The 26,865-nt window shown below is 65.8% G+C and carries 20 protein-coding genes; 9 read left to right on the top strand and 11 right to left on the bottom strand.

Translation table 11 applies throughout. The features are described from left to right. Positions 1–52 precede the first annotated feature (52 nt). The 4 genes from V2L18_RS08095 (at position 53) to V2L18_RS08080 (ending at position 5,568) form a co-directional block, all read left to right on the top strand. On the top strand, positions 53–1,123 hold the full coding sequence (locus V2L18_RS08095; protein ID WP_336177584.1) for an HlyD family efflux transporter periplasmic adaptor subunit: 1,071 nt from the start codon (positions 53–55) through the stop codon (positions 1,121–1,123). Then, complete coding sequence (gene rbbA / locus V2L18_RS08090; RefSeq protein WP_336177582.1) at positions 1,120–3,879, top strand: ribosome-associated ATPase/putative transporter RbbA; 2,760 nt, start codon at positions 1,120–1,122, stop codon at positions 3,877–3,879. The genes V2L18_RS08095 and rbbA overlap by 4 nt, the downstream gene beginning before the upstream one ends. Positions 3,880–3,882: 3 nt before the next feature. Continuing rightward, positions 3,883–4,995, top strand: a complete 1,113-nt coding sequence (locus tag V2L18_RS08085; RefSeq protein ID WP_336177580.1) for an ABC transporter permease — start codon at positions 3,883–3,885, stop codon at positions 4,993–4,995. A 129-nt stretch (positions 4,996–5,124) separates the two neighbouring features. Further along, a complete protein-coding gene (locus V2L18_RS08080) occupies positions 5,125–5,568 on the top strand; it encodes a DUF3775 domain-containing protein (protein WP_336177579.1) in 444 nt (147 codons plus the stop codon). A 117-nt stretch (positions 5,569–5,685) separates the two neighbouring features. Here V2L18_RS08080 and V2L18_RS08075 read toward each other — a convergent pair whose 3' ends face one another. Beyond that, positions 5,686–6,861: an NAD(P)/FAD-dependent oxidoreductase gene (locus V2L18_RS08075; RefSeq protein WP_336177577.1), complete on the bottom strand. Its 1,176-nt coding sequence runs from the start codon at positions 6,859–6,861 to the stop codon at positions 5,686–5,688. Between the two features lie 625 nt (positions 6,862–7,486). On the opposite strand from V2L18_RS08075, the gene V2L18_RS08070 reads away from it, so the two are divergent. Together V2L18_RS08070 and V2L18_RS08065 are read left to right on the top strand one after the other, a co-directional pair. Further along, entirely contained in the window at positions 7,487–8,203 is a 717-nt protein-coding gene (locus tag V2L18_RS08070; protein WP_336177575.1) for a Crp/Fnr family transcriptional regulator, read from the top strand. 264 nt (positions 8,204–8,467) lie between these two features. After that, on the top strand, positions 8,468–9,010 hold the full coding sequence (locus V2L18_RS08065; protein WP_336177574.1) for a DUF2478 domain-containing protein: 543 nt from the start codon (positions 8,468–8,470) through the stop codon (positions 9,008–9,010). 24 nt (positions 9,011–9,034) lie between these two features. On the opposite strand, the gene V2L18_RS08060 is transcribed toward V2L18_RS08065, so the two are convergent. From V2L18_RS08060 to V2L18_RS08030, 7 genes are all read right to left on the bottom strand, one after another. Beyond that, positions 9,035–9,778 (bottom strand): ATP-binding protein, encoded by a 744-nt coding sequence (locus tag V2L18_RS08060; protein ID WP_336177572.1) that lies wholly within the window; start codon positions 9,776–9,778, stop codon positions 9,035–9,037. 92 nt (positions 9,779–9,870) lie between these two features. Continuing rightward, positions 9,871–10,335 (bottom strand): response regulator, encoded by a 465-nt coding sequence (locus V2L18_RS08055; protein WP_336177570.1) that lies wholly within the window; start codon positions 10,333–10,335, stop codon positions 9,871–9,873. Positions 10,336–10,517: 182 nt separating this feature from the next. Then, positions 10,518–11,207, bottom strand: a complete 690-nt coding sequence (locus V2L18_RS08050; RefSeq protein ID WP_336177568.1) for an ABC transporter ATP-binding protein — start codon at positions 11,205–11,207, stop codon at positions 10,518–10,520. Next, entirely contained in the window at positions 11,204–11,959 is a 756-nt protein-coding gene (locus tag V2L18_RS08045; RefSeq protein ID WP_336177567.1) for an ABC transporter ATP-binding protein, read from the bottom strand. Before V2L18_RS08045 ends, V2L18_RS08050 begins: the two co-directional genes overlap by 4 nt. After that, entirely contained in the window at positions 11,952–12,932 is a 981-nt protein-coding gene (locus V2L18_RS08040) for a branched-chain amino acid ABC transporter permease (RefSeq protein WP_336177566.1), read from the bottom strand. Before V2L18_RS08040 ends, V2L18_RS08045 begins: the two co-directional genes overlap by 8 nt. Further along, positions 12,929–13,855, bottom strand: coding sequence for a branched-chain amino acid ABC transporter permease (locus V2L18_RS08035; RefSeq protein ID WP_336177564.1), 927 nt, complete (start codon positions 13,853–13,855; stop codon positions 12,929–12,931). The genes V2L18_RS08040 and V2L18_RS08035 overlap by 4 nt, the downstream gene beginning before the upstream one ends. A 625-nt stretch (positions 13,856–14,480) precedes the next feature. Next, positions 14,481–15,593: an ABC transporter substrate-binding protein gene (locus V2L18_RS08030; RefSeq protein ID WP_336177735.1), complete on the bottom strand. Its 1,113-nt coding sequence runs from the start codon at positions 15,591–15,593 to the stop codon at positions 14,481–14,483. A gap of 323 nt (positions 15,594–15,916) precedes the next feature. On the opposite strand from V2L18_RS08030, the gene V2L18_RS08025 reads away from it, so the two are divergent. Continuing rightward, entirely contained in the window at positions 15,917–17,197 is a 1,281-nt protein-coding gene (locus V2L18_RS08025) for a DNA repair exonuclease (RefSeq protein ID WP_336177562.1), read from the top strand. Continuing rightward, positions 17,197–20,676, top strand: coding sequence for an AAA family ATPase (locus V2L18_RS08020; protein WP_336177560.1), 3,480 nt, complete (start codon positions 17,197–17,199; stop codon positions 20,674–20,676). Before V2L18_RS08025 ends, V2L18_RS08020 begins: the two co-directional genes overlap by 1 nt. Positions 20,677–20,854: 178 nt before the next feature. Here the strand turns inward: V2L18_RS08020 and betB are convergent, their stop codons facing one another. From betB to betI, 3 genes are all read right to left on the bottom strand, one after another. Next, complete coding sequence (gene betB / locus V2L18_RS08015) at positions 20,855–22,318, bottom strand: betaine-aldehyde dehydrogenase (RefSeq protein WP_336177558.1); 1,464 nt, start codon at positions 22,316–22,318, stop codon at positions 20,855–20,857. 361 nt (positions 22,319–22,679) lie between these two features. After that, positions 22,680–24,335 (bottom strand): choline dehydrogenase, encoded by a 1,656-nt coding sequence (gene betA, locus V2L18_RS08010; RefSeq protein ID WP_336177556.1) that lies wholly within the window; start codon positions 24,333–24,335, stop codon positions 22,680–22,682. A gap of 12 nt (positions 24,336–24,347) precedes the next feature. Next, complete coding sequence (betI, locus tag V2L18_RS08005; protein ID WP_336177554.1) at positions 24,348–24,995, bottom strand: transcriptional regulator BetI; 648 nt, start codon at positions 24,993–24,995, stop codon at positions 24,348–24,350. An 845-nt stretch (positions 24,996–25,840) separates the two neighbouring features. Between betI and V2L18_RS08000 the strand changes: the two genes are divergently transcribed. Beyond that, positions 25,841–26,845 (top strand): choline ABC transporter substrate-binding protein, encoded by a 1,005-nt coding sequence (locus tag V2L18_RS08000; RefSeq protein WP_336177552.1) that lies wholly within the window; start codon positions 25,841–25,843, stop codon positions 26,843–26,845. Positions 26,846–26,865: the final 20 nt, after the last annotated feature.

Below are 26,865 nucleotides of genomic sequence, written 5' to 3'. Positions count from 1 at the left end.
TGCCCCCGTTTCGCCATCCCGGCCCTTCTTTTGAATAACGGAGATCGCCCAAATGCAGTTTTCGAAAAAGACCTGGCTCGTGATCCTGGTCGCCGCGGGCCTTGGTGCCGGCGGTCTGGCGATCTGGGACGATCTGACCACGAACAAACTTCCCGAGGGAATCGCCAGCGGCAACGGCCGCATCGAGGCGACAGAAATCGACATCGCCGCCAAGACGGCCGGACGCATCGCCGAGATCCTCGTCTCCGAAGGCGAATTCGTGGACGAAGGACAGGTTCTGGTGAAGATGGACACCCGGCAGCTTCTCGCCCAGAAGCGCCAGGCGGAGGCGGAGCTGCGCCGCGCCGAAATCGGCATTGAGACGGCGGGAAGCCTCGTCACCCAGCGCGAGGCCGAAAAGCGCTCCGCCCAGGCCGTGATCGAACAGCGGCGCGCCCAGCTCGATGCCGCTGAAAAGAAGCTCGTCCGCTCGCAGCATCTCGTACGCACCGACGCCATCTCCCAGCAAGTGCTCGATGACGACGAGGCCAGCGAGCGCCAGTCCCGGGCGGCCCTTGCCGCAGCCGAAGCCTCGCTCGCCGCCTCCGATGCCGCCATCGGCGCGGCGAAGGCGCAGGTGGTGGATGCCGGGGCCGCCGTCGATGCCGCGAAGGCCGTTCTCGAGAACGTCGCGACCCAGATCGCCGATTCCACGCTCGAGGCGCCGCGCGCCGGCCGCGTGCAGTATCTCGTCGCCCAGCCCGGCGAAATCGTCGCAAGCGGCGGCCGGGTGCTCAATCTGGTCGATCTCGCCGACGTCTACATGACGGTCTTTCTGCCAACCGCCGATGCCGGCCGCCTTGCCATCGGTTCCGATGCCCGCATCGTGCTCGACGCCGCCCCACAATACGTCATCCCGGCGAAGATCTCCTATGTCGCCGACGTCGCCCAGTTCACGCCCAAGACCGTGGAAACGGAGGAGGAGCGCCAGAAGCTGATGTTCCGCATCAAGGCGCGGATCGATCCGGACCTGCTCAAGCGCTACATCCGCATGGTCAAGACGGGCCTCCCGGGCATGGCCTACGTGCAGGTCGACCCGGATGCGACCTGGCCGGCATGGCTTGAAGAAAATCTGGTCAAATGACCATGGCCGGACGAGACGACGGGACCGGAACCGGCGCCGAAGGCGTCGCGCGTCTTTCCGGCATCGGCTACGCCTACGGCAATGTGCAGGCGCTGAAGACGATCGATCTCGACATTCCCGCGGGCCGCATGATCGGCCTCATCGGGCCCGACGGCGTCGGCAAGTCCACGCTGCTGTCGCTGATCGCGGGCGCCCGCGCCGTGCAGGACGGCGAGATCTTTGTGCTCGGCGGCGACATGCGCGATGCTGGCCACCGACGGCAGACCTGTCCGGCCATCGCCTTCATGCCGCAGGGCCTCGGCCGCAATCTCTATGCCACCCTGTCGGTCTTTGAGAACGTCGAGTTCTTCGGCCGTCTCTTCGGCCACGCCAGGGCGGAACGCGAGCGCCGCATCGGCGAGTTGCTCGAGGCAACCGGCCTCGCCCCCTTTGCCGATCGCCCGGCCGGCAAGCTTTCCGGCGGCATGAAGCAGAAGCTCGGCCTGTGCTGCGCGCTGATCCACGATCCCGACCTACTGATCCTCGACGAGCCCACCACGGGCGTCGACCCGCTGTCGCGCCGCCAGTTCTGGGAACTCATCGACGACATCCGCGCCGGCCGGCCCGGCATGAGCGTGATCGTCGCCACCGCCTACATGGAGGAGGCGGCCCGGTTCGACTGGCTGGTCGCGATGAATTCCGGCCGGGTGCTGGCGACCGGCACGCCGCAAGAGCTGCTGGAGAGCACCGCCACGGCGGACCTCGACAGCGCCTTCATCGCACTGCTGCCGGAGGAGGAACGCGCCGGCCACGTCGAAATCGTCATCCCGCCGCGCGACGGTGACGGCGATATCGCCATCGAAGCGAACCATCTGACCCGGCGCTTCGGCGACTTCACCGCCGTCGACGATGTCAGCTTTCGCATCGCCAAGGGCGAGATCTTCGGCTTCCTCGGCTCCAACGGCTGCGGCAAGACGACGACGATGAAGATGCTGACCGGCCTCCTGGAGGCGAGCGAAGGCACCGCCGATCTCTTCGGTCACCCGATCGATCCCCGGGACATGGATGTCCGCCGCCGCGTCGGCTACATGTCGCAGGCCTTCTCGCTCTACGGCGAGTTGACGGTCCGCCAGAACCTGGAACTGCACGCCCGCCTCTTCGCCATGCCGGCAGACCGGATTCCCGCCCGGGTTGCGGAGATGCTGGAGCGTTTCGACCTTGCTGACACGGCCGACGCCTTGCCCGATGCCCTGCCTCTCGGCATCCGTCAACGCCTGTCGCTCGCGGTCGCGATGATCCACTCGCCGGATATCCTGATCCTCGACGAACCGACCTCGGGCGTGGACCCCGTCGCCCGCGACGCCTTCTGGCAGAGCCTTGTCGATCTGTCGCGCCGCGACGGGGTGACGATCTTCATTTCCACCCATTTCATGAACGAGGCGGAACGCTGCGACCGCATCTCGCTCATGCATGCCGGCAAGGTGCTGGTCAGCGACAGTCCGCGTGCGATCGTCGAGGGCCGTGGGGCCGCGAACCTGGAAGAAGCCTTCATCGGCTATCTCGACGCCATCGTCGAAAAGCCCGAGCGACACACGGCCTCCGTCGAGGCGGCGAAGCCTGCCACCCACAATGGCAAGGCGCTCGCCCGCCGTTTCGACCTGCGTCGCATGCTGAGCTATTCCCGCCGCGAAGCGCTTGAACTCAAGCGCGACCCCATCCGCGCGACGCTCGCCGTCCTCGGCACCCTCATCCTGATGTTCGTCATCGGCTACGGCATCAATATGGATGTGGAGAACCTCACCTTCGCCGCGCTCGACAGGGACGACACCACGCTCAGCCGTGATTTCCTGCTCGACATTTCCGGCTCGCGCTACTTCATCGAGAAAGCCCCTATCACCGACTACGACGATCTCGACCGGCGGATGCGCTCCGGCGAGCTGAGCCTTGCGGTGGAGATCCCGCCGGGCTTCGCCAAGGACGTGATGCGCGGGCGCAAGGTGGAGATCGGTGCCTGGCTCGACGGCGCCATGCCGGTGCGGGCGGAGACAGCGAGCGGCTATGTGCGCGGCATGTTCGCCGCCTGGCTCACCCGCAAGGCGCGCGAGATTTACGGACCTCAAGCCGCCGCCGCCGATTTCGACATCGCGTTGCGCTATCGCTACAACCCCAATGTGGAAAGCCTGGTCGCCATGGTTCCGGCGGTCATCCCACTGCTGCTGCTGCTGATCCCGGCCATCCTGACCGCCCTGTCGGTGGTGCGCGAGAAGGAGCTCGGCTCCATCGTCAACCTTTACGTGACGCCGGTCAGCCGGCTCGAATTCCTGCTCGGCAAGCAGCTTCCCTATGTCGTGCTCGGCATGGCCAACGCCCTGCTGCTGCTTGTCTTCGCCCGGGTGGTCTTCCAGGTGCCGTTCACCGGCAGCTATCTGGCGTTTCTCCTCGGCAGCCTGCTCTACGTGATGTCGTCCACCGCGATCGGACTGGTGATCTCGTCCTTCTTCAACAGCCAGATCGCCGCCCTTTTCGCGACTGCGCTGATCACCATCATCCCGGCCGCGCAATATTGCGGCATCATCGATCCGGTCTCCTCGCTGCAAGGCGCAGGTCGCTTCATCGGCGAGATCTATCCCACGACCTATTTCGTCACGATCTCGCGCGGCACGTTCTCCAAGGGGCTCGAGTTCGCTGGCCTGGCGGGCGCGTTCTGGCCGCTTCTCGTCACGGTTCCGGTGCTGGTTCTCGCCGGCACGTTCCTCCTCAAGAAACAGGCGAGGTAGGCCATGCGGATCGCCAACATATGGCAACTGGGGGTCAAGGAACTGCGCGGCCTCCTGCGCGACCCCGCGCTGCTCATCCTCATCGTCTATGCCTTCTCCGCCTCCGTCTATACCCATTCCAAGGCGATGCCGGAGACGCTCTCAAAGGCCGCGATCGGCATCGTCGACGAGGACCGCTCGCCACTGTCCTTTCGCATCTCCAACGCCTTCTATCCGCCCTATTTCCTGAAGCCGGCCGAGATTACCACGACCGAGATGGACACGCGCATGGATGCGGGGCTCGACACCTTCGCCCTCGACATCCCACCCGATTTCCAGCGAGATCTCCTGGCCGGCAAGCAACCGACCATTCAACTCAACGTCGATGCGACGCGCATGTCCCAAGCCTTCACCGGCGCCGGCCACATACAGTCCATCGTCACAAGCGAAATCACCGAGTTCCTCAACCGCTACCGCGGCGGCGACGATCTTCCCGTCGCGCTCACGCTGCGCGCCCGCTTCAATCCCGAGCTCAATCCCGGCTGGTTCGGCGCAGTCACCTCGATCATCGACAGCGTGACCATGCTGGCGATCATCCTGACCGGCGCCGCCCTGATCCGCGAACGCGAGCACGGCACGGTCGAGCATTTGCTGGTCATGCCGGTGACACCCTTCGAGATCATGCTCTCCAAGGTCTGGTCGATGGGGCTCGTGGTGCTGGTGGCGTCGAGCGCTTCGCTGGTCATGATCGTGCAAGGGTTGCTGGACATCCCGACGCAGGGTTCGCTGGCGCTGTTTCTCGCCGGCACCGTGCTGGAGGTCTTCGCAACCACCGCGCTGGGCATCTTCCTTGCGACGATGGCCGGCTCGATGCCGCAGTTCGGCATGCTGATGGTGCTGGTGCTGCTGCCGTTGCAGATCCTGTCCGGCGGCATGACGCCGCGCGAGAGCATGCCGGAAATCATCCAGTGGATCATGCTGGCGGCCCCCAACACGCATTTCGTGATCCTGGCGCAGTCGGTGCTGTTTCGTGGCGCCGGGCTCTCCGTGGTGTGGCCACAACTTCTGGCGCTGATCGTCATCGGTGCGATATTCTTCGCCGTCGCCCTGAACCGGTTCAGGGCTTTCCTGAAGTGAACGGGTCGCGTCGGCTCGCGCGACGCGCACGGCACGGTGCCGGAGGAGGAAACCGGAAGGGGCCCGATCGGTTGACAGATACATGAGGTCATTCAGGCCCTGATCACCAAGGCAAGGAGGCAATTCGCAATGACGCAGCGCTCCCCCCAGACCGACGAAGACCGGCCGGAACTCTCCATCCCGCTGGAAACTGCCTGCTACATCGCTTTCAAGGCCCGCGAGCTGGACGTCAAGGAGGACGCCGGCGACGACGACGACGGTTCCAACCCGATCGACGACGATGACATCGACGTACTGGACGAAGGCGGTGAGGATCCCGTGCTGGAGGAAGTCACATCGCTGATCGATGCGCTGACCGTCGACGGCCAGATCGATCTCGTGACGCTGATGTGGCTCGGCCGCGGCGACTATGCCGCCTCCGACTGGGAAGCGGTGCGCGAGGACGCGAGCGACGCCCACAACGAACACACCGCCGAATATCTCTGCGGCACGCCGCTTCTGGCCGATTACCTCAGCGAGGGGCTCGCGCTGATCGGCTATTCCTGCGCCGACTACGAGGAACAGCACCTTTAGAGCGCTTATCGATCAGATTGCTTCAATCTGATCGGGATGTGCTCTAGAAGAACGGACTTGCGCAACGCCCGGTCGCCCCTTCCATGCCTGTCGCGTGGAGGGCGATCCGGCGCACCTTCAACCGTGCTCGACAAGGGCCAGCCTGCGCAGCATGCGGCGGCGCCATGCGGGGACCGCGAACAGCACGCGTGCGAGCGCGAAGGCCGGACGGATCATGCGGCCTTCGTCGAACAGCAGGATGCGCGTGAGCATGTCGGTGAAGGCGTTGACCCCGCGTTCCACAGCCCGCCGCCGGTAGGTGACATAATCGACAAGCGGCTGAGGGTGGTCGACCGCCACCGCCTTTTGCAGCGCGCGGCTGAGCAGGACGGCGTCCTGCATGCCCGCATTCAGCCCCTCGCCGCCGACGGGACTGTTGAGATGCGCCGCATCCCCGGCCAGAACGATGCGCCCTTTCACCCAGTGGCTTGAGACCCGCCGGTGGAGGCGGAAATCGTCCTGCCAGACGATTTCCGCCGGCTCTCGAGCGAAGAGCGCCACGGACGCCTGCGAAATCCAGAAAGCGGGATCCGGCTGCCGCGTGGCGGAAAAGGGAAAGACGAGGCGCCACAGGTCCGGCTTGAGACGCAGGGCCATGACAAGCCGCGGCGCGGTGGAGATCCTGGGAAAGTCGAGATCCTCATGCCCCGGCATGCGGATATCGGCAAGCGCCGCCTTGAACCCGTAGGTCTTGCCTTCCAGACGGCCGCCGATGTGGTCGCGCACCGTGCTGTGCGCTCCGTCGCAGCCCGCCACGTATTTCGCTCTCACCCGTTCCTCGTGGTCGAACCGCCGGTAGACGACGTCCACCCCGAAGGAATCCTGGATAAGCCCTGTAACCTTGCTGGAAAAACGGATTTCCACACCCACGGTGTTGCGGATTTCCTCGCAAAGCAGCGCTTCCGTTTCCGATTGCGGCAGGATGAGAAGGCTCGGATGGGGCGTCTCCCCGGCAAGCTCCGTCAGTGGCAGGGCGAGAAGCGGTGCGCTTCTGTCCGCATCCCACACTGTCGGGCACGGCAGCCGGAAACCGCGTTCGGCGAACCGGTCGAAAACCCCGAGCGTGGCCAGCACGGCCTGTGTTCCCGGCCAGAAGACAGGCGCGCGCGAATGGGCCGTGGTCGAGTCGTCCTCTTCAAGAACCAGCACGTCGAGCCCGGCCCGCGCCAGACCAAGCGCCAGTGTCATTCCGACGGGGCCGCCGCCCGCAATCACCACATCGTGCGCGACCGGGCCGCCAAGGGGATCGCTCATGTCCACCATCCTGTCTGCGACGCGCAGGCCCTTTTCAGGCCGCTCGCCGCTTTCACGCGACCCGCGAGAAGGATGGCCGCATCCCTGCGGCCGGTCAGAGGGGACTTTCCGACAAGGACAGACATCGCGTTCTTTCCCGGGCCATGCCGCGCCGGAAGCCTTTTCCAGCGCAGTCTTCCTTCGGGAAACCGCCGATGCGCCACTTTGGTTCGATGGAATATCCGTGAACGCGACTGGCCGCCGCCACAGCCATGCCGCCTCTTGGCCACGAAAATACCCCGGAACGCGCCGGGTGGTAACGCGTTATGAATACTGGACGCTGAAGACGAGCCGGAATGACACCGGTTACAGGGTCCGCGCGACGCGACGAAGGGCGTTCAACGCCGCGACGGATGCGCCGCACCCGCATGCGGCGGAGCTTGCCGGCAGGGCCACTTGCGCCCCGACACGCCCCCACTGGCAAGCCGAGACCCTGCGGCGGCTTCGCCATCGATCCTGTCCCGGAGTGATCAGGACTTGGTCCAATAGCGTACGGTGATTTTGCAGCTTATCGAATACCGTAGGATCCAAAGAGAATCGTGGCGTGGAAAGCAGTCCAGCTTTCGGGGTCACTGGAGAAAATGACATGTCTGCAGATTTGCGTGGTTCGATACGCAATCGTCTTCTTGCCCTGATGCCGGACGAGGACTTCGAACGTCTCGCGCCGTACCTCGAACCTGTTCAGCTACCGATGAAGTACGTTGTGGCCACGGCGGACAAGCCGGTCACGCACGCCTATTTTCCAAACAGCGGCATCGGCTCGATCGTCGCCGTCTCCCCCTCGGGGCGGCAGGCGGAAACCGGCGTCTTCGGCCGCGACGGCTTTGCGCCGACCTCGCACCTGACCGGGTCTGACCGCAGCCTCTACACCATCTTCATCCAGCAGCCGGGCGATGGCTACCGCATCGATTCCGACACGATGGGGGAACTGGTTGAGGCAAGCCCGACCCTGCGCCTGCTGCTGGTGCGCTACCTGCACACGCTGGCGAGCCAGACCGCCTATGCGGCGCTGAGCAACGCCATACACCACATCAACGAACGCCTGGCGCGCTGGCTGCTGATGTGCCACGACCGGTGTGATGGCGACGACCTCGCCATCACCCACGATTTCCTATCGCTGATGCTCGCTGTGCGACGCCCGTCGGTCACGACCGCGCTTCACATGCTGGAGGGCATGCGGCTGATCATCGCGCAGCGCGGTCACATCATCATTCGCGACCGCGCCGGACTGGAGGAATTCGCCCGGGATACCTACGGAAAACCGGAGGCCGAATATGCCCGCCTCATCGGCCCGATGAAGTGAGCCCAACGCGCCACTTCCGATTTTTCCGTCGAACCGCGCCCGCACCTGACGCTATAGTCGTGGCCAGTGAGGAATGCAGACGCAGGTTGTTCGCGTAACGTCCCCCTAGCGCGCTCCGTAGAGGCCGTCGGCCAAATGGCCGGACGAATGCCAAACGCCGAGCGGATCAGTGCCTGGCGGGGCTTACCGAACCTCCTCGCGCTCCCGTGTTCAAGTGACCAGCGCCAGCGACCGAGTGATCAAGTGAGCGAATGTCCTTCCCCCATGACCGGCGATACAGAGCCGACTGCCGCCTTCCTTGCCGCCATTCCCTTTGAACCGCGCGAAGACGTCGACACGCTGCTCGGCGAGGCCGCGGCCGCGCTTTCCGGCTATCGCATCGCCGGCGTCGTCCAGATCGGCGGCGGCGAGGGATGCGACGTCAAGGCGATGGCGCTGAAGAGCCTGCGCGACGGATGGGAGATCCGCATCCTGGAGGAACGCGGCACGGAGGCGCGCGGCTGCCGGCTGAGCCCGCACGCGATTACGGAGGTTGCCGGGCGGCTGGAGGCGGAACTTGCCGCCGGCGCCGACATCCTGCTGGTCAACCGCTTCGGCCGCTCCGAATCCGAAGGCTACGGCCTGCGCCGGATCTTCGAACGCGCGGTTATCGACGGCGTTCCCGTACTCACCGCCGTGCGTTCGGATTATCGCGAAGCCTGGGAAGCCTTCCACGGCGGCCTCGGCATCACGCTGCCGCGCAACGTCGAAACCGTGGTTTCCTGGTGCAAGGCGGTTTGCGCCGAAAAGACAGGCACCGCCGTCTGAAAGCCGGGGGCGATCCCTTGGCCGCTACAGCTCCCGCCAGCGCGGCAGGCGGAGCGTAAACCGCATGCCGCGCGCGTCCCACCGCTCAAGTTCGAGTGCCCCGCCGGCATGCTCAACGACGGTGCGGCAGGCGGCAAGCCCCAGCCCCGAGCCCGCCCCCAGAGTTCGGGAGATGTAATAGGGCTCGAAAACCCGCGCCGGATCGAACGCGGCCTGGGTGGCGACAGGGGGCAGGCGCGCACCGTCGCCGTCCACGCCGATCGCGATGAACCCGTCCTGCGACCGGTTGCCGACATCGAGGACCATCGTCCCGCCCTTGCCCATCCAGATGCCGATCTCGCCCGCCAGCGCAAGGAACGCTTCTTTCAGATGCGCCGCGTCGGCATTGACCGGCCAGAGCACGCCACCGTCAAGCCACATGTCGAGCGCAATGTCCGGCCCCAGCACGTGCCGCAGCCGCGGCTCCATCTCTCGCAGAAATTCGCCCAGATCAAGCGTTTCGGCGCTGAGCGGATCGCTGCCCGCATAGCTCTGCAATTGCCGGGTGAGCCTGCAGCCTCGGTCCACCGCGCGACGGATCTCCCGCGCTTCGGCCGCCCCCTCGCCGTCGCCGGCCTTCCACGCGACGAGATCGGCATAGAGCATCATGGCGAGAAGCAGATTGTTGAAATCGTGAGCGACCCCACGGGCAAGCGATGCCATCGCATCCGGCACGGCCTCGTGTTCATTGCCGGCGTGGGCGCTTTCCTCTGGCGCAAGCTCGTCCATGACGCAGCCGCCCTCAACGGTTCGGTTTGGAGGAGATCGTATCGAAAAGGCGCGCACGTGCGATGTGCGGGCCGCAAAAGGCAACGCCCGGGCTATCGCCCCGCGACCATCAGCGCCAAACCGCCGGCGCCCGCTGCGCCGCCGGGAGACACCTGCGCCCTTCCCGAGGCGCCAATACTTGCCTCCAGCACCGCTGTCAGTTCCTCAGGCGAGAACGGCTTCTGGAGCGCGCGCACGGCTCCCAGAGCCTGCGCCATGCGCAGATAGTCCGGTGCGTCGACGCCGCCGCAGGGAAACGCCGGCCGCATCTTCATTCCCGACATGACCACGACCGGAACCTGATGCTCGGCCTTGCGCAACGCGCGGATGAACTCGAATCCATCCATCGTCGGCATGAAGATATCGACGAAGACGAGGTCGACGGTCCGGTGGCTGATTTCCCGCATGCCGTCGACCCCGTCCTTGGCAAGCCGCACGCTGAAACCCCGCATCTTCAACGCCGCCTGCAAAGCATTGCGAACAATTTCATCGTCATCGATAACGAGAATCCGCCTCATTTCCTGTATTCCCGCAGCCCGCGGCACTCGCATCGCTTTTCACTCAGTAAAAAGCCTGAAATGCCCGATCGGTTTCAAATTTATGGTTAACATAGATTAAACATTCACGCTCGTCCACAGGCTAGAGCCTTATAGAAACACGAAAGATTGTAATACTTAGTCAGTAATGACGAGGTTCGAATTCACACGCCGAGATAACGATCGCAGAGGTCTTCGCTCAACGCCGTCGGCATTCCGGACCACACCGTGGCGCCGCGTTCCAGAACAACGCAGCGGTCGGCGAGCGCCTTCAGCTCGCGCAACGACTTGTCGATGACGAGGATCGCAAGACCCGCCCGTTTCAGTTCCCCGATCGCCTGCCAGATCTCCCGGCGCACCACGGGCGCGAGCCCCTCGGTCGCCTCATCCAGAACGAGCAGCTTCGGGTTGGTCATCAGCGCCCGGCCGATGGCGAGCATCTGCTGTTCGCCACCCGAAAGCGTGCGCGCCGCCTGGCTGCGCCGTTCCGTGAGCCTCGGAAAAAGGTCGCCGACGCGCGGCATGTCCCATTCCCCCGGCCGGGCCGCGCAGACGAGATTTTCCTCCACGCTCAGCGGCCCGAAGCAGCGTCGGCCTTCCGGCACCAGCCCGATGCCCAGCCGGGCCGCCTCGTGCGAGGCGAGAGCGCCGAGATCGTGCCCCGCGAAGGCGATGCGTCCGCCGACGGCCGGCATCATCCGGCAGATGCACCGGACCGTCGTCGTCTTGCCCATGCCGTTGCGCCCCATCAGCGCAACGACCTCGCCCGCGCCAACAGCGAGATCGACACCGAAGAGCGCCTGCGAAGGGCCGTAGAAGGCTCTGAGACCGGAGACCTCGAGCAGCGGCGTCATCGGGCCTCCTCCTCGCCCAGATAGGCCGCGCGCACCGCCGCATCGTTCTGGATTTCGGCCACGGTGCCGGTCGCGATGATCCGCCCGTAGACGAGCACGGAAATACGGTCGGCGAGCGCGAAGACCGCCTCCATGTCGTGCTCGACCAGCAGGATCGGCGCCTCATGGCGTAGCCCGTCGAGAAGGCCGGTGAGACTGCGCGCGCCCTCGGGCCCCATCCCCGCCATCGGTTCATCAAGCAGGAAGACCTTCGGCTTCAGCGCCAGCGCGAGGGCGATTTCCAGCGCCCGGCGCTCGCCGTGCGAGAGATCGCCCGCACGTACGCCCTCGCGCTGCGAAAGTCCCACCCGCGCGATCGCGGCGCGTGCCGGATCCGTGAGCCGCCTGTCCGAAAGCGCCGGCCGAAAGAAGCGGTAGCTCCGCCTGAGCCGTCCCTGCACGGCCAGCATGACGTTCTGAAGCACGGTGAATTCGCCGCAGACCGACGACACCTGGAAACTGCGTGCAAGCCCCATCCGCGCCCGAGCCACCGCGTTCAGGCCCGTCACGTCCCGCCCGGCAAACCGGATGACACCCACATCCGGCATGATCTCACCCGCAATCTGCTTGATCAGCGTCGACTTGCCCGCCCCGTTCGGCCCGATCAGCGCATGGACTTCGCCGGGCAACAGATCGAAATCGACATTGTCGCTCGCCCTGAGCGCCCCGAATTGCTTGCACAGCCCGCGGATTTCCAGAACCGGTTCAGCCATGCCGCCGCTCCCCGGCGATGACACCGACAAGCCCGCCGCGCGCGAACAGAACGACCAGCAGCAGAATGAGCCCCAGCAGAAACTGCCAGTGTTCGGAAACCCCGCCGAGGCTGTGCTCCAGCACGATGTAGAGCGCGGCCCCCGCAAGCGGCCCGAACAGTCGCCCGACACCGCCAAGGATCACGAAGATCATGATCTCGCCCGACGTCTGCCACGACAGCATCGCGGGCGAGACGAAGCGGTTGAGATCGGCATAGAGCGCGCCGGCAAGTCCGGTCACCATCGCGGAGAGCACGCAGGCCGTCAGCAGCACGCGGGTCGGATCGATGCCGAGGCTCTTCAGCCGCTCCGGGTTCTGCCGCGCGGCGCCCAGCGCCATCCCGAAACGCGAGCGGTGAAGCAGTGCGGAAAGCCCGAGCACGATCATCAGCAAGACGTAGCAGATCGCGAAGAAGCTCAAGGGATCGAGCGTATCGAGCCCGGGAAAGGTGTTGCGCATGCCCAGCGACAGCCCGTCCTCGCCGCCATAAGCCGGCCAGGAGATCGCGAAATAGTAGATCATCTGCGCGAATGCCAGCGTGATCATGATGAAGAACACGCCGCGCGTCCTCAGGCTCAGCGCGCCGATGACCAGTGCAGCAAGCCCGCTCGCCGCGATCGCCATGAGCCAGATCGCCGGCATTGCCCGCGTGCCTTCGATCTCGACGGGCCATGTCAGGACAGGCTCGTAGAGCATCGCATGGCTCGCCAGGATGCCGGCCGCATAGCCGCCGATACCGAAGAAGGCCGCATGCCCGAATGAGACGAGCCCGCCGAAGCCCAGCGCGACGTTGAGCCCGACACCCGCCAGCGCCAGGATCGCGACCTTGGTGGCGAGCGTCACCGTAAAGGTCCACCCCGCCGCCTGCGCCCCGACCGCGACCGCCAACAGCCCGACCGCAAGCGTCGCGTTGATCATCGTCTCGCGGCTCATGACGGCGCGTCCCCGCCATAGAGCCCGCCCGGCTTCCACACCAGCACCACCGCCATCAGGATGTAGATCGACATGGAGGCGAGCGCGGAGCCGATGGAGGTCGCGCGCGAGGCATCCATGAAGAGCCCGAAGGCTTCCGGCAGCAGGAAACGGCCGAGCGTGTCCGTCACCCCCACAAGCACCGCGCCGACCAGCGCGCCCTTGATGGAACCGATGCCGCCGATGACGACCACGACGAAGGCGAGGATCAGCACCGGCTCGCCCATCCCCACCTGCACCGACTGCACGGTGCCGACAAGCGCGCCGGCGAGCCCGGCAAGCCCGGCCCCCAGCGCGAAAACGATGGTGTAGAGCTTCGTGATATCGACGCCGAGCGCCGCGATCATCTCCCGGTCGGCCTCGCCCGCGCGGATGCGAATGCCAAGTCTTGTGCGGTTGATCAGCCACATCAGCGCCAACGCCAGCGCAAGCCCCACGACGATCAGCGCCAGCCGGAAGCGCGGATAGTCGATCCCGCCCGGCAGCCGCACAGCGCCCTTCAGCGCCGCAGGCAGATCGAGATAGAGCGGGAACGAGCCGAAAAGCCAGCGTGTGCCTTCGGAAAACAACAGGATGAGAGCGAAGGTCGCAAGCACCTGATCGAGATGGTCGCGCCCATAGAGCCGGCGGATCACCACCACCTCCACGACGGCGCCGGCCGCAGCGGCGGCCACGAGGCTTGCGGCAAGTCCCAGCCAGTAGGAGCCGCTGGCCGCAGCCACGGCCGCGCAGGCAAACGCCCCGGCCATGTAGAGCGAGCCGTGCGCCAGATTGATGAGCCCCATCACGCCGAAGACGAGCGTCAGCCCCGCCGCCATCAGAAACAGCATGACGCCGAACTGCAACCCGTTGAGGGTCTGTTCGAAGAGAAGGGATGCGGTCACCAATGCGCCTCGTTTGTCCGGGAGCCAACTCCGGGCTCCCCTCTCCCCCCTTGCGGGGGAGAGGTCGGCAGAGCCGACAGAGGGGGGTGGAGCCGCTTGCTCCGAACCCGCCGCATACCCCCCTCTGTCACGCAAGAGCGTGACATCTCCCCCGCAAGGGGGGAGAGGGGAACAAGCCGCAGCGCCTCGGCCCACATCGAACTACATGATGACCGGCGAAGGGCACCGTTCCGGGACCGGTCCCGCAAGTTGCCTTGTCCCTTGCGCCCATCCCACGCACCGGTGTCATCCCCGCGAAGGTGGGGATCCGGCAACCACCGGGTCGGATTTCGGCGCATCATCGAAAGGCCTCCGGGATGCAGGATCACCGCCTTCGCGGAGATGACATCGAGGGATGTGGAAGGCATCGCAGGACCGTTCGCAAACTCTGGAAACTTCGTTCTCGGACGATCAGCCCACACTCCGCAGAGCCAAACGCGACCGCCCCCACCGCCGTCATTGCCCGGCGAAGTCCGGGCAATCCATTGCGCCCTCATCCTGCACCAGCCCCGGATGGATCACCCGGACTTGCGCCGGGTGATGACGGTCGAGAGTCGCGACGCGTAGCCGATCCTGCCCGCCCCGATCACATCTTGCAGTCCGCCACATAGGCGTTGTCGCGGTCGGTCATGGCGGTGGCGATGATCTTGTTGGTGAAGACATCGCCTTCCCTGACCACCTCGCGCACGTAGATGTCCTGGATCGGATGATGGTTCGCCGCAAACGAGAACTTGCCGCGCACGCTCTCGAAATCGGCGACCTCCAGCGCCTTGCGGAAGGCATCCGCATCCGAAACGCTGGCCTTTGCCATCGCGGAAAGCAACAGGTTCGCCGTGTCGTAGCCATAGGCGGCATAGATGGAGGGCAGCCGGCCATAGCCTTCCACGAAGCCGTCGACGAATTTCCTGTTCGCGGCGTTGTCGATGTCCTTGGACCAGTTGGCCGTGTTCTTCACACCCAGCGCCGCATCGCCCACGGCCTGCAGGATCGCCTGGTCGAACGAGAAGGCAGGACCTACCAGCGGCACGTCGAGCCCCGACTGTGCGTATTGCTTCATGAAGGCGATACCCATGCCGCCCGGCAGGAAGAAGAACACGCTGTCCGCGCCCGAAGCCCGGATCTGGGCGATCTCAGCCGCATAATCGGTCTGGCCGAGCTTGGTATAGACCTCGCCCGCAAGCTCGCCCTCGTAGAAGCGCTTGTAGCCGGTGAGAGAGTCCTTTCCGGCCGGGTAGTTGGGCGCAAGAATGAAGCTCTTCTTGTAGCCCGCGCTCGAGGCGTAGGCACCCGCCGCCTCATGCAGGTTGTCGTTCTGGTAGGAAACGGAGAAATAGTTCGGATTGCAGCCCCGCCCGGCGAGCTGCGAGGGCGCGGCATTGACGGAGAGATAGAACTTGCCCTGGTTCACCGCCGCCGGCACCACCGCCATGGCGAGGTTCGACCAGATGATACCGGTCAAGACATCGACCTTGTCCGACTGGATCATCTTGTCGGCGAGCTGCACCGCGACGTCGGGCTTCCTCTGGTCGTCTTCCACGACGACCTCGACGTCCTTCGTGCCCGACTGCTTCAGCGCCAGCAGGAAGCCGTCGCGCGCATCGATCCCGAGGCTCGCCCCGCCGCCCGAAAGCGTGGTGATCATGCCGACCTTGACCGGCTCGGCCGCAGCCTCCGGCGAAACCGCCATCGCGCCCGCCATCAACAGGGCGGCAAGCGCCGCCCCTCCCAACCCGTTTGATGCCATATCCCTGTTCCCCGGCTCGGTGCGCTTTGCGCGCTTTTACCCAAGGGCAATTTGTAGCGGGGGAAATTCGACATGTCATCGGTTACGTCGGGAAAACGTTGAGGCATAGCAAGTGCGACATGCGAAAGGGAAACGGCCCGCCGGCATCTTCCACCGTTCTCTCCAGCGTCACCCGCGCCTTTCCCCCACCCCCGACTCCCGCTAGAAATGCACCTTGCGCCACGTTCCTTCGCTTTGTATTCGCAATTCCTTGCACGCCCGCCAGGGGACCCGCTCCGTTGCCGTTCCGCTTCATCCATACCGCCGACATTCATCTCGATTCCCCGCTGAAATCGCTAGCGCTGCGCAATGCCGAGCTTGGCCGGCTGATCGGCGGGGCCACCCGGGCGGCGTTTTCGCAGATCGTCGATCTCGCCTGCGAAGAGGCCGTCGACGCGGTGCTGATCGCCGGCGATCTCTATGACGGCGCGCAGACATCGATGAAGACGGCGGTGTTTCTGGCGCATGAGCTTAAGCGCCTCGATGCGGCCGGCATCCGCACCTTCCTCATTCGCGGCAACCACGACGCCGCCTCGCGCATCACCAACGAACTGACCCTGCCCGAGAGCGTCACCACCTTCACCGCCCGGGCAGAGACCGTAACGCTCACCGCCGATGCGCCCTTCGAGGTCGCCATCCACGGCGTCAGCTTCCGTCAGCCGCAGGCACCCGACAGCCTTCTCGACAAGTTCAAGGCGCCGGTGGCAGGTGCCGTCAACATCGCCATGCTGCACACGAGCCTCGGCGGCGCGCCGGGCCATGACCCTTACGCCCCCTGCCAGCCGGCGGAACTCGATGCCATGGGCTTCGACTACTGGGCGCTCGGCCATATCCATCAGCGCAGCGTGCAGGGCACGTCCTCCAAGATCGTCATGCCCGGCATCCCGCAGGGGCGCGACATCGGCGAGGCCGGCGAAAAATCGGTGAGCCTCGTCACGGTGGCCGACGACCGCTCCATCACGATCGAGGAGCGCACCGTGGCGCTTGCCCGGTTCGAACGCGTCGGCGTCGATCTTTCCGGGGTCGAGGACTGGCCGCAGATGGTGTCGCGTCTGGAAACCGCGCTCAGGGCGGCGCGTGCGGCGCTCGACTGCCGGCACCTCGTCGCGCGGCTGGAGCTGGGCGGACAGACCCCGCTTTCCTGGCGACTGCGCCGCGATGCGGACAAGCTCGCCAGCGAGGCAGAAGCCGTCGCGCTCGCCGTCGGCGATACCTGGATCGACAAGATCATCAACGCCACCGTTCCCGCCGGCAGCGAAGCGGATGCCCCTTCCGGCGACGGCCCGCCGTTGCAAGAGCTCGGCGCCCTCATCGACGGCGAAATCCTGCAAAGCCCGGGTTACCGGCAGGCCGTGGAGGCCCTCGCCGACGACCTCACCAGCCAGCTTCCCGGCGAGATCCGCGACGTGCTGGGCGAGGATACGGAAACCCGCGCGAAGATCCTCGACGATCTCGCCCGCGAAGGCGCGCGGGACATCCTCGCCCGTCTCCAGGCAGCCCCTGAAAGCGGGGACGTCTGATGCGCATCGAACGGCTCGACCTGGTTCGCTATGGCAAGTTCACCGGCCACACGCTCGATTTCGGCGAAGGTGCGGCCGGAACGCCGGACTTCCACATCGTTTACGGCCCGAACGAGGCCGGCAAATCGACGCTGTTCAATGCCTGGCTCGACCTGCTGTTCGGGATTGAGCCCCAGAGCAAGTTCAATTTCCTGCATGCCTACGACACGATGCGCATCGGTGCGCGGCTGGATCTCAGCGACCGCCCGCTGACGCTGGCGCGCGTCAAGAAGCGCAGCAACAGCCTGCTCGACGAGGCCGACCGTCCGCTTCCCGAAGGACTGCTCCAGGCAGCGCTTGCCGGTGTTGACCGCGAAGCCTACCGCACCATGTTCTCGCTCGACGACAAGACGCTGGAAACCGGCGGCGAGGCGATCCTTGAGAGCAAGGGCGATCTCGGCCAGTTGCTGTTTTCCGCCAGTTCCGGACTTGCAGCACTCTCGCTGCATCTGGCCAAATTGCACGATGACGCCGACGCGATTCACCGCCCCGGCGGGCGCAGCGCCACGCGGCTGCGCGAGTTGAAGCGGACGCTCGATGATCTTGCGAGCCGGCGCAAGGAACTCGACACGGCAGCCTCCGCCTATGGCAAGCTCGTGAGGGACCGCGATCAGGCTGCCGCCGACTACGACACGGCGCTTGGCGAGAGCGCACGCCTGAAGCAGCGCCTCGGCGTGGTGAACGCCCTTCTCTCCGCACTGCCCCGCCTCGCGAACTTGCGCCGTCTGCGCGAAACCCTTGCCCCACTGCAAGGTCTGCGCGACGCACCTGCCGGCTGGGCGGAGGCCCTGCCCGACCTCATCCGCGAGGAACCGAAACTGGAGGAGCGCGCCCGCGCAAATCAGGCGCGCATCGAGGTGCTGGAGCAGGACCTCGCCGCAATCGGGATCGACGAGACCGCGCTGGCACTTGCCCCCCGCATCGACGATCTCGCAAACCTCGCGGCCCGGCACGCGAGCGCTGCGACCGATCTGCCGGAAGAGCGCGCCCGCTTGGAACAGGCCGAGGCGCGTGTCGCGCACATACTGCGCAAGCTGGAGCGTGACGGCGAAGCCGAGCCGGAAGCCCTTGTCCTGCCGGCGGCGAGCGTGGCGCGCCTGCGCGAGCTGATCGAGGCGCGCACCACCGTCACCCGCGAAACGCTGGCCGCCCGAAACGAACTGGACGCGGCGCGTGAGGCGGAACGCAAGGCCGCGGCGGAAGCGGAAGACGCCGGCGGGAATGCCGGCGACCACGCGGCACTTGCCGCGCTCAAGGCCCAACTCCCCGCCTTTCAGACCGAGGCGGCGCGGATTTCGGCCGAACAGCGTCAGGCGGAGCGCAGCATCGTGAACCAGCGCGAAACGCTCGACGCCTGCTTCGAGCGCCTTCTGCCCTGGCAGGGGGATGCCGGCGCGCTGGCCCATCTCAAGGTGCCGGCCCCCGCCACCCTTCAGGCATGGGAAGAGACGGGCGCGACCTTGCGCGACACGCTGTCCTTCCAGAAGGAACAGATCGCGAAATTCAGCCAGAAACACGACCGGCTGACGGCCGGACGCGAGGCGCTGGAACAGGCCGCGGGCCTGTTGGACGAGACGGCCGCGACCCGGGTCCGCACCGCGCGCGACGCCGCGTGGGCAGCCCATGCCGCCCGGCTCGATGCGCAGACGGCCGCCACTTTCCGCGAGGCTCTGGAACAGGACGACGCGCTGACCGCCGCCCGGCTCGCCCAGTCGGCCGACAGGGCGGAACACAAGCGCATGAGCATCGAGCTCGCCGAAGTCTCGGCGGATCTTGCGGCCGCGCACCGGATCCGCGACGACGCACGCGCGGAGGCGGATGCCTTGAAGAACGAGATCGCAGCCAGCTTGCGCCAATGCGATCCGGCGCTCGCCGATTTCAGCCTCCCCGCCCTGCGCGCCTGGCTTGGCGAGCGCGATAAGGCTCTGGACCAGCGCACGGAGCTTCGCCAGAGCGAACGCGATCTGAAGGTCGCGGACGAGGCGCAGACCGACCTGCGGAACCGTCTCGTGCGCGCGCTTGAGGACGCCGGCGCGACGGTGCAGGGCGACATGTCCCCAGCCGATCTTCTCGAACTCGGACAGACGCTGGTCGACGGCGAAGCGCGAATGGCCGGGGCGCGCAAGCGGCTGGAGGAGTGCCGATCCGAAACCCGTCGCCGCGAGACGGTGCTGCAAGCGGCCGAAGAGGCAGCCGAGCGCTGGCAGACGGACTGGGCGGAGGCCTGTTCCCGCTGCTGGTTCGGCGAAGCCGGAACGCCTTCGCCCGAAACCGTGCGCGCACTTCTCGACGAGTTGAACCATCTCGCCCCCGCGCTCGAAGCCCGCGACGGTGTGGCCCGTCGCATCGAGGCGATGGAAACCGTCGCAGAGACCTTTCGCAAGGCGTGCGAGGTCCTCGGCGACGAACTCGGCCTGCCGGCGGCGGCCGATCCCCGCGATCTTTTCCGCGACCTCAGCGCCCGCGCCGCTGCCGCCCGCAAGGCACACGAGAAGCGCGAGGCCCTGCGCGAAAGCCTCAACGAAGCCCGCAACAGCGCCGGCGAGACGGCCGAAGCCATCGCCGCCCTTCATAGGCGCAAGGCGGAAATGACCGCGCATTTCGAAGTCGCAACCTTCGACGAGGTGCAACAGGCCTTCGCCGCCCTTCGCGAGCGCGAGCGCCTGCGCTCACAGGAGACCGAGCTTGAAGACGAGATCCTGACGCGCCTCGGCCTCGCCGACATGGCGCAAGCGGAGGCGCGGCTGGAGGAGGCCGACCGCGAGGCGCTGGAGACGGAAAGGGCGGAGACCGAACAGCGCATCGAGGATCAGGACGCGCGTCTGCGCGAGCTTTACGCCGCGCGCGAGAAGGCGTCCGAGGCGGTCGCCTCCATCGGCGGCGACGATGCGGTCGCCCGGCTGGAGGAGCAACGCCAGACCGTGCTTCTGGAAATCGAGGAAAGTGCGAAGCAGTGGCTCCGCCTCAGGGCCGGCATTCTGGCCGCCGAACAGGCGCTGCGCGCCTATCGCGACAACCACCGCTCCTCGATGATGGAACGCGCGAGCGCGGCATTCCGGAAAATCTCATGCGGCGCCTATCAGGGCCTCGTCACCCAGTCGAACGGCGAACGGGAAGAGCTGATCGGCATCGACCACCGCAACGCCTCCAAGCGGGCGGGGGAAATGTCGAAGGGCACCTGCTTCCAGCTCTATCTGGCGCTCAGGATCGCCGGTTATCACGAATTCGTCGCAAGCCGCGCAAGCCTGCCTTTCGTTGCCGACGACATTCTGGAAACCTTCGACGACGACCGCGCGGCCGAGACCATTAAGCTTCTGGCGGAAATGGGCGAGAAGGGTCAGGTCATCTACCTGACCCACCATCCTCACCTGTGCGCCATCGCAAAGAAGGTCTGCCCGGGCGCGACCCTGCACGAACTGCCGGGCCCGCTTGCCGGGTGAGCCTCGACTGAAGCTGCCTCGGGGCTCGTGCCTCCGCCCCAAACCTCTCCACCGTCATTGCCCGGCGAAGTCCGGGCAATCCATTGCCGACCGCCGCGTGCGACGAACAAAAGGTGGATCCCCCGGACAAAGCCGGGGGATGACGACCGAGACAGTGGACAGGAAAGTGCTCCGCCCCTCAATAGGGACAGTCGATCTTGCCCGTCTCCACGTAGATGCCCTTGACCTGGGAATAATGCTCGATCGCGGCCTTGCCGTTCTCGCGGCCGATGCCGGATTTCTTCATGCCGCCAAACGGCATTTCAACCGGTGTCAGGTTGTAGGTGTTGATCCAGCATGTGCCCGCGTGAAGTCGCGCCACGACCCGATGTGCGCGGGCGATATCGCGGGTGAAGAGCCCTGCGGCGAGACCGAACTGCGTGGCGTTCGCCCGCACGATCACCTCGTCCTCGCTGTCGAAGTCGAGAACGCACATGACGGGACCGAAGATCTCCTCGCGCGCGATGTGCATGTGGTCGGCGACATCCGCGAAGATCGTCGGCTTCACCCACCAGCCGTCAGCAAAGCCCTCGACCACAGCCGCTTCGCCGCCATAGACGAGTTCCGCGCCCTCCGCCTGGCCGAGCCGCATGTAGTTCAGCACCTTGTCATACTGCGCCTTGGAAACGAGCGGCCCCATCTGGCTCGCCTCGTCCATCGGATCCCCGATGACGATCCTGCGCGTGCGCTCCACCAGTTTCTCGATGAACTGCCGGCGGATCGAGCGGTGCACGAAGACCCGTGTGCCGTTGGAACAGATCTGCCCGGTGGAATAGAAATTCGCCAGCATCGCGCCCGACACCGCCTCGTCGAGATCGGCGTCCTCGAAAATGATCAGCGGCGATTTGCCGCCGAGCTCCAGCGTCGTCTGCTTCAGGCCGGAGCCCGCGAGTGCGGCCACCTTTTCGCCCGTCGGCACCGAGCCCGTCAGCGACACCTTGGCAATCTCCGGGTGCGAGACCAGCAGCCGCCCCGTCTCGCCGTCGCCCTGGATCACGTTGAAGACGCCCTTCGGCAGGCCCGCCTCGATCAGGACTTCGGCGAGCTTCAGCGTGGAAAGCGGCGTCACTTCTGACGGTTTGAACACCATCGCGTTGCCGCAGGCGAGCGCCGGCGCAGCCTTCCAGCCGGCGATCTGGATCGGGTAGTTCCATGCCCCGATGCCGACGCACACGCCCAGCGGCTCGCGCCGGGTATAGGCGAACGACCCGCCCAGATCGATGTGCTCGCTTGCGAGCGTCGGGATCAGCGATCCGAAATACTCAAGGCATTCCGCCGCCGAGGCCGGATCGGAGACCAGCGTTTCCTGCAGCGCCTTGCCGGTATCGAGCGTTTCCAGTTCGGATAGTTCCCGGTTGCGATCGCGCAGAATTTCGGCCGCCCGCCGCAGCACCCGTCCGCGCTCCACCGCCGGCGTCGCCGACCATTCCTCAAAGCCTGCGCGCGCCGAGGCCACCGCCGCATTCACCGTCTCCCCGCGCGCCGCACCGATCCGGGCGATCACCTCGCCGGTGGCGGGATAGACGCTGTCGAATTCGGGCCCCTCGGCCTCATTCGCATAGGCACCGTGAATGTAGTGGGATGCTTCGGGTTGGGCGCGCATGGGCGGCCTCCTGTTCTTATTGAGCTGAAGTCTGGCGATTGGAGCCCGGAAAGGCCCTCGATGTCGAGTGTCGCATTCGCATTTCCGCCATGCGCCGTAATTCTGGTGGTACGGGATGGGAGCACGATGGCGGTCAACAAAGCGTTGCCGGGAGAAAGCCCGTATCCCACCGCTCGTGCCCCTCTCCCCCCTTGCGGGGGAGATGTCACGCCTTCGCGTGACAGAGGGGGGTGAAGCCGCTTGCGCCGCACCTGCCGCTTAGCCCCCCTCTGTCGACTTCGTCGACATCTCCCCCGCAAGGGGGTAGAAGGGTGCCCGCTGCCAATCTTCGGACAAGCTCCGGCCGCTCGAACGCCTCTCCCTACCGCTGCGCATTCCGCCAATCCGGATGCCACCACGCCGGCACGTTCGTTGCCCTCGGCAGGCTCTTGCCAAGTATGTGATCGGCCGCCTTATCGCCCACCATGATCGCGGGCGCGTTGAGGTTGCCGTTGGTGATGCGAGGGAAGATCGAGCTGTCGGCGACCCGCAAGCCCTTGACCCCGATCACCCGGCATTCCGGATCGACCACCGCGAACGGATCGTCCGCAGCCCCCATCCGGCAGGTGCCGCACGGATGATAGGCGCTTTCGGCATGCTCGCGCACGAAATCGTCGATCGCCGCATCGCTCACCGCGTCCTCGCCCGGCTGGATCTCCTTGCCGCGGAAGGGCGCGAAGGCGTCTTGCGCGAAGATCTCCCGCGTCAGCCGGATCGCCTGTCGGAAATCGGCCCAGTCCTCCGGCTCGCTCATGTAGTTGAAGCGGATCACCGGCTTTGCGGCCGGGTCCGGCCCGGCAAGCTGTACCGTCCCGCGCGAGGCCGACCGCATCGGCCCGACATGGGCCTGATAGCCGTGGCCCTCGGCAGCCGTCTGTCCGTCGTAGCGCACCGCCATCGGCAGGAAATGAAACTGGATGTCGGGATAGGAAACGCCCGCGCGCGAGCGAATGAAACCGCAGCTCTCGAACTGGTTCGAGGCGCCGATGCCAGTGCGCGTGAAGAGCCATTGCGCGCCGACCAGCGCCTTGCCGAAGAGGTTCCAGTATTTGTAGAGCGTGATCGGCTGCGTGCAGGCCTGCTGGACGTAGACCTCCAGGTGATCCTGCAGATTGAGCCCGACGCCCGGCCGGTGGACGAGCGGCTCGATGCCTGCGCGCTTCAGCTCCTCAACATTGCCGATGCCCGATGCCATCAAGAGCTTCGGCGAATTGATCGCAGAGGCCGCCAGGATCACCTCCTTGTTGGCCAGTGCCGTCTCTATGCTGCCGCGCAGCTCGTATTCCACGCCCGCAGCCTCGATCCCCTCCATCAGCACGCGCCGGGTCATCGCCCCGGTCACCACCGTCAGGTTCGGCCGTTTCATGGCGGGCTTCAGATAGGCATCGGCGGCGGACCAGCGCTTGCCCCGCCACACCGTCATCTCCATCTCGCCGAAGCCTTCCTGCCGCTCGCCGTTGTAGTCGGCGGTCGCCTCGTATCCGGCCTGCCGGCCGGCCTCGATGAAGGCGTCATAAAGCGGGTTCTTCCGTGCGCCCCGTGTCACATGCACCGGCCCATGCGTGCCGCGCCAGGCGCTCTGCGCGCCGTGGCTCGTCTCCATGCGCTTGAAGTAGGGCAGCACGGACGCATAGTCCCAGCCCGTTGCTCCCATCTCCGCCCAGGCGTCGAAATCGCCCGCGTGACCGCGCACATAGACCATGCCGTTGATGGCGGAGGACCCGCCGATCACCTTGCCGCGCGGGGTCTGAAGCCGCCGCCCGCCCAGATGCAGCTCGGGCTCGGTCTCAAAGCCCCAGTCGTAGCATCTCATGCCCATCGGATAGGACAGAGCAGCCGGCATCTGGATGAAGGGGCCGAAATCGCTTCCGCCATATTCCAGCAGCAGCACTTCGTTCTTCGGATCTTCGCTCAGGCGTGCGGCCAGAGCACAGCCGGCGGAGCCCGCCCCCACGACAATGTAATCGTACTGGTTCACTCAGCTTTTCTCTCAATCGTTGCTGTCATGTTTGCCGGTGCGTCCACCGGTCTTGCCGGCGCTTGCGCCGGCCGGCGCAGCTCCGGCGAACTGCCGCTCCACATAGTCTTCCACCAGACGGATGGCGGAGCGGGCATCCGGCTCGCCGCTGGCGAGCGCCCGTTGCAGCCACAACCCGTCGATCAGCGCCGCCGTACCCTCCGCCGCCTGCCGCGCGGCTCCGCGACGGTGGAGCGCGCTGCGAAACTCATAGGTCAGATTGGACACGAGCCGGCGGTGATAGACCTGCAACAGCCGCTGCGTTTCCGGATCCGTCTCCGCCTGCAGGTAGAAGGCGAGCCAGGCGGAAATGATCGAGGAACGAAACTGCGAGGGCGCGAAGCTCGCCGATATCACCGCCGAGATGCGTTCGCGCGGCGTGCGCGCCTTCGCCCTCTCTTCCTTCAACTCGCGCGCGAGATCGGCCAGCAGATGGCGCATCGTCTCCGTCAGAAGCGCCTTCTTGGAGCCGAAATAGTGCAGCGCGAGCCCGCCGGAGACACCGGCGCGCCGCGCGATGTCGGCCACCGTCGCATCGCAGAAGCCGCGCTCGTGGATCGCTTCCACCGTCGCCGAGATCAACGCGCGCCTGCGCGCGCCTTCCATTCCGATCCGAGGCATTTTCGCTTTCCCGAGGCCCTTCGCGATGCGGCCGGCCGCTTTCGGGCGCGCCGTAGCATCCTTTGCGGGGCCTTCATGTTCTTCAATTGGTCCCGCCGGCCCGCCACACAGCCAGCCCAGGGGCGCAGCACAGCCGACAGTCCCCCTTCGCTCCGTACGGCACCATTCCAGCCGCCGGACAGGCGTGCGAAGACCGGCTTTTCTCGCCGGACGCCCGGCACCGCCCCAGATCTCAGGGTCTGACTTAAGCGCCGGATTTTAGCGCCTGACTTCAGCGTTTACCCCCAAATCTGACCTTGAGCCCGCCACCTCTGACTGGCCGCCGATCGGCACCAATCTATTTTTGATTGAACAGTCAATCAATAAAAATTTGCCATCCATGCGGGTTGGTGGTTATATGGTCGCAGTATCGCGTAGGGGATTGCTACGGATTGCATCCCGCAGAGCCGGCGCTCCGCCTCGCGGAATGTCTTCGGCAAGCGGCCAGGACGAGCGCGCCCGCAGCATGATGCTTCCGCGCATCCGGGGCAGTCTCTTGCCCGCACCGGCAGGCCAGCATCCGCGAGCCGGCATCGTCCGATTGCGGCCCGGTTCCGCGCCGATATAACCATCTTTCCGGTGGAAACGACCGGAAAGATTCCGACGTGCGCCCCGCCGCGCGGCCCGATGGCTTGTGCCCGCTTCCCCGAACGCGCAAGCTCCGGTGCTTCCGGGCCAGCCCGCTCGATACCGCTCACCCTGATGCGGTGCGCGGAGATTGCGGCCCGACAAAATCCAGATTGCGCCCCCGGGCGTTAGACGAACCTGAGACCGACGAACCTGAGACAAACGAGGAGATGTCATCGATGCAGAACGACACGAGCCGAACCGAAGTGAGCGCCAGCGGGCGCCAGAACGGACGGGTCCTTGCGCGCACGATCGCGGCACTGGCCACCGCGACGGTCATCGGCCTCGGGTTCGCCGGATCGGCGACGGCGGCGGACGACGCCTGCAAGACGGTCCGCTTCTCCGACGTCGGCTGGACCGACATCACCGCGACCACGGCGGCCACCTCGGTCGTGCTGAAAGGCATGGGCTACGAGCCGGACGTCAAGCTTCTCTCGGTGCCGGTCACCTACACCTCGCTCAAGAACAAGGACATCGACGTCTTCCTCGGCAACTGGATGCCGACCATGGAAGCAGACCTGAAGCCCTACCGCGAGGACGGCTCGGTGGAGACCGTGCGCGCCAATCTCGAAGGCGCCAAGTACACGCTGGCGGTTCCCAAATACACCTATGAAAAGGGCCTCAAGTCCTTCCAGGATATCGCGAAGTTTGCAGACGACCTCGACGGCAAGATCTACGGCATCGAGCCGGGCAATGACGGCAACCGCCTGATCCTCGACATGATCAAGAACGACCAGTTCGGCCTGGGCAAGATGGATCTGGTGGAATCGTCGGAACAGGGCATGCTCTCGCAGGTCCGCCGCGCCACGCGCCGCGACAAGGACATCGTGTTCCTCGGCTGGGCGCCGCATCCGATGAATTCCAACTTCGATCTGGAGTATCTGTCGGGCGGCGATGACGTCTTCGGCCCCAATTATGGCGGCGCGACCGTCTACACCAACGTGCGCAAGGGCTACATGGACGCCTGCCCCAACGTCGGCAAGCTGCTCCAGAACCTTGAATTCTCGCTGCCGATGGAAAACGAGATCATGGGCGCGATCCTGGACGACGGTGAAGATGCCCAGCCGGCGGCGACGGCCTGGCTGAAGAAGAACCCCGACGTTCTGGACGCCTGGCTCGACGGCGTGAAGACCATCGACGGCAAGGACGCGCTTCCCGCGGTGAAGGCCTCGCTGGGGCTCTGAGGATAGGGCTCTGAGGACCG

This window comes from Breoghania sp. JC706 (genome assembly GCF_037026715.1).
Taxonomy (GTDB): domain Bacteria; phylum Pseudomonadota; class Alphaproteobacteria; order Rhizobiales; family Stappiaceae; genus Breoghania.
This window is presented reverse-complemented; position numbering and strand designations above follow the sequence as displayed.